This is a genomic window from Dolichospermum circinale AWQC310F, from assembly GCF_000426925.1.
GTDB lineage: Bacteria > Cyanobacteriota > Cyanobacteriia > Cyanobacteriales > Nostocaceae > Dolichospermum > Dolichospermum circinale.
Window position 1 is genome coordinate 1 of the sequence record NZ_APIZ01000341.1, and the last position, 4,057, is coordinate 4,057.

At 38.0% G+C, this 4,057-nt stretch carries 3 protein-coding genes; 2 read left to right on the top strand and 1 reads right to left on the bottom strand.

Going from position 1 to position 4,057, the window contains the following annotated elements; all coding sequences use genetic code 11:
- Nucleotides 1-187: 187 nt before the first annotated feature.
- Nucleotides 188-841 carry a Nif11-like leader peptide family natural product precursor gene (locus ACIR310F_RS0100265; RefSeq protein ID WP_028082098.1) on the top strand — a complete coding sequence of 218 codons (654 nt, stop codon included), beginning with the start codon at nucleotides 188-190 and terminating at the stop codon, nucleotides 839-841.
- Between the two features lie 175 nt (nucleotides 842-1,016).
- Here the strand turns inward: ACIR310F_RS0100265 and ACIR310F_RS0100270 are convergent, their stop codons facing one another.
- On the bottom strand, nucleotides 1,017-2,603 hold the full coding sequence (locus tag ACIR310F_RS0100270) for a glucose-6-phosphate isomerase (protein ID WP_028082099.1): 1,587 nt from the start codon (nucleotides 2,601-2,603) through the stop codon (nucleotides 1,017-1,019).
- A 240-nt stretch (nucleotides 2,604-2,843) separates the two neighbouring features.
- Here ACIR310F_RS0100270 and ACIR310F_RS0100275 point away from each other — a divergent pair, with 240 nt between their 5' ends.
- The gene (locus ACIR310F_RS0100275) at nucleotides 2,844-3,977 is read left to right on the top strand and encodes a branched-chain amino acid ABC transporter permease (RefSeq protein WP_028082100.1); all 1,134 of its coding nucleotides are present in this window, start codon (nucleotides 2,844-2,846) and stop codon (nucleotides 3,975-3,977) included.
- The last annotated feature ends 80 nt before the right edge of the window (nucleotides 3,978-4,057 follow it).

The following is a 4,057-nucleotide window of genomic DNA, read 5'->3' on the forward strand; positions in this document are numbered from 1 at the left end:
ACGCCTTGGTTGAGAGACAATCTCAACTTATGTATTTGTTAGCATTAGTTAGCGAAAAAGTATCGGTATTTGTTCTAATTAATGAGTTAATTAAGTGGGATGGGTATCTTACCTGTCCCCGTGACCGGTTTGGTTTGTAAATCATTGAGGTATTTTATCTAATTTAGCACTATAGGATGAGCAATTAATGTATCAGATTTGGGATTTTTTTTACAGAGAAGACAGTTACTCTTTCTGGAAAGAAAAAGTAAAAAATTACCAGAATTTTAATCTATTCACGTGGGAAAAAATTCTTGGCTTTTTATCCGCATTAGAGCAAACACCATCTTTAAAAAACCATCTCCTAAAAACTAATAACTTAGCGCAGTTTATCCAAGTAGCAGCAGAAAATAATTATTTTTTCACTGAAGAAGAAATCGTCTGGGTGATGATTACGAAACAACAAATTTGGGATTTTTTGGCGATAGCACAAAAAACACCAACTTTGCGGGAAGAGTTATTATCGTCTAAAACTCCTCAGCAGTTTCTAGAAATTGCTAAACAACATGATTATTACTTTTCCATAGAAGCTTTAGGATGGATATTAACAGAAATAAAATTATCCTCAAAAGTGGGGATTTTTAACCCCACCGGACAAGTTTTGTTTACACCAGTAATTGCTGGAATCTGCACTGGATTCTGGATAGGTCTTGCTGAAAGTTGGGGACTTGTACCACCATTTTGTCATATTAATAAACCAACGGGGCTTGTGAGATGGGATGAAGATATAAATGATGAAAAATACTCTCTCCGACAATGTTTTTTACCTCCTGGTTATTTTAATCAACGTCTGATTATGTAGTTTATTAGTAAGTTGGTTTGACAGGAGAAAACCTAAGATCAACAATAAATGATAAATGAATGTTGGGCTACGCTTAAACCAAGCTACTAATTACAAAAAATAAAAAACAAAAAACAAAATCCCCGACTTATGGAAGAAGTCGGGGATCTGATTTTAATGAACAAAGGTAATTTTATTAACCCAAAGAAACAGTTAAACTCCCAGGTTTAGCTAGATCTCCTGTTAACACCACACCCCGATGATTACTATGTAAATGACGGAGAATTTTGTAAATTGCTTCAATTTCCTCAGTAGCACCGGCAATATTTGCCAATTCAGCAATAGAAAGTGCTTTCCTCTGGGTTTGTAACACTTCTAAAACTCGTTTTTGTAAATCGAGAATCACAGCAGCGGCTTTTTTACCAGCTTCTACACCAGGTTGGTGATAAGCATTGACATTGATTAAACTGGCATACAAACCTACTGCTCTCTCATACAATGCGATTAATGCGCCCACCGTACGGGCATTAACTTGGGGAATAGTGACTGTAATGGAATCGCGGTTATTCTCATACAATGCTTGACGAGTTCCCAACAAGAAACCAGAGAGATAATCACCAGCGGTGACACCGGGATCAACTTCTGGGGATTTTCCTTGACGGTCTGCTAAAACTTCAATCAAGGTAGCAAAGAAATTAGGTACACCTTCCCGTAATTGTTGGACATAGGCGTGTTGGTCTGTTGAACCTTTGTTACCATAAACTGCAAGACCTTGATATACGGTTTTCCCGTCCAAATCCTTTTCCTTACCTAAAGATTCCATAACCAGTTGTTGCAAATAGCGGCTAAATAACAACAAACTATCCTTGTAGGGGAGAACCACCATATCCTTCTGGCCTTTGCCATTTCCAGAGAAATACCAAGCCAGGGCTAATAAAGCGGCTGGGTTATCCTTGAGATGAGGGACGCGAGTGGCATCATCCATGTCCTTTGCTCCCGATAGCATAGCACGGATATCAATGCCCTGTAATGCCGCAGGTAACAGCCCTACAGCGGACATTTCCGAGGTACGTCCACCCACCCAATCATACATGGAAAATCGGGCTAACCAGTTTTCTGATTTTGCCACTTGATCTAAATTACTATTTTGTCCAGTAATGGCAACTGCATATTGGCAAAAATCTAATTTTTGGGCTGTATAGGCTTGTTTTACCTCAATCATGCCATTGCGGGGTTCGGGAGTTCCTCCAGATTTGGAAATTACTAATACCAAAGTGGTAGCCAATTTATTTCCTAATTGGGATAGAACTCTATCAATACCTGCGGGGTCGGAATTGTCAATAAAGTGAATTTGTAGGGGGGGGAAGTCTGGGGAAAGGGCTTCAGCGACAAATTGGGGACCCAAGGCCGAACCACCGATACCGATAGAGATAATATCTGTAAAGCGGCTTTCTTTGGGAGGATGAATTGCACCAGTGTGTACCTGGTCTGCAAAAGCTTCGATTTGTTCTAGAGTTTGAACTATTTCTTGAGTTAGTTCCGGTGTGGGGGCTAAATCTGGATTTCGCAACCAGTAATGACCTACCATGCGGTTTTCATCGGGATTAGCGATCGCACCTTTTTCCAGTTCTATCATATCCGCAAACGCTTTGTCAAACTTAGGTTTTAATGATGCTACAAAGGCATCATCAAAGCGCATCCGACTAATATCTAAATACAGTCCTAATCCCTCGTGTAAATATAACCAATCTTGGTATCGTTGCCAAAGTGCCTGAGCATTCATAAGAGGGAAATCTCAAATAAAGTGTTGGTCAAACATAAGTTTAATGTATGGTTTTGGTGATCCCTGCTTTGTATTATACAGTTTTTAATAGAAGCACAGATAATGATATTATACTACTGTTAGTCTTAATACTTATTATAGCTCATGCTTTCGTAATTAATGATACGCAAAACTTGACAACGGACAATTGACAATTGACAATTGACCACTAACCACCGACCACTGACAAATGACCAGCTAATGATTGAATATCTAATTTTTCTAGCTATTTCTACCGCAACCTTCGCGCTATTTGCGCTAGGACTGAATTTACAATGGGGTTTTACGGGTTTAATTAACTTCGGTCATATTGCTTTTATGACTTTAGGAGCGTATACAACAGTATTATTAACTTTTAAAGGTGTACCATTATTGCTTTCGGCTGTAGTTGGAGCAATTGTCGCCGCTTTATTGGGTTTAGTCATAGGTTTTGCGACTCTCCGCTTACGAGAAGATTATCTGTCAATTGTTACCATTGGTACAGGGGAATTAATTAGATTAATAGTAAATAATCAGGAATTACCTGTAGGTAAAGATTGGATATCTGGCTCTTTTGGTGTGCAAAGTTATGTCATACCGTTATCAACAACCCCAAATTTGTTTTTCCGCTTGGTGATGATTGCCGTGTTAACTTTATTGACAGGGATCACATTATTTTCTTTGTGGAATTGGATACGAACTGCTCAAATTTCTGCAAATAATAATCCCATTAGAAACAGCAGCCTTAAACAAGAATTTACTTCCCGATTGATAGTAGGAATTGCTTTAGGACTATTAGCTCTAGCAATTTATATCTCTGGTATAATTGGATTATACAATTATAATCCCAAAGCCGGTTTAATGTTGTTGGCATTGTTAATTTTAGCTTTCATATTTTGGCGGTTAGAAATTTTAGTCCTATCTCCTTGGGGAAGAGTGCTAAAATCTATTCGTGAAGATGAAGAAATTCCCAAAGCATTAGGTAAAAATGTCTTTTCTTATAAACTACAATCATTAATGTTGGGCGGTGCAATTGCTGGTATTGCGGGGGCGTTCTTTGCTTGGCAATTAGGAGCAATTTATCCCGATAATTTTCAACCTCAACTTACCTTTGACGCTTGGATTATGGTAATTTTAGGTGGTGCAGGAAATAATGTCGGCACAATTTTAGGTGCGGTTATTTACTTTGCTTATGACTCTTTAACTAGGGAATTTTTACCGAAAATTGTTCCTTTAGATGTAGAAAGAATTGGTGCTTTTCGGGTGATGTTTATTGGTTTAATTTTAATGGTGTTAATGATTTGGCGACCTCAAGGTATTTTAGGAAAAAAGGAGGAACTTACTCTTGGTAAATAATTAGAAATTTGTGCAGAAGTGTTGAATGTTAAGAAAAGCCTGATAAAAATAGCCCAAAATATGTTAAATTTTGGGCGAAG

Excerpts from the sequence above, each read along its gene's own strand:
- ACIR310F_RS0100265 (WP_028082098.1), top strand. The coding sequence starts at position 188 with ATGTATCAGATTTGGGATTTTTTTTACAGAGAAGACAGTTACTCTTTC.
- ACIR310F_RS0100270 (WP_028082099.1), bottom strand. The coding sequence starts at position 2,603 with ATGAATGCTCAGGCACTTTGGCAACGATACCAAGATTGGTTATATTTA.
- ACIR310F_RS0100275 (WP_028082100.1), top strand. The coding sequence starts at position 2,844 with ATGATTGAATATCTAATTTTTCTAGCTATTTCTACCGCAACCTTCGCG.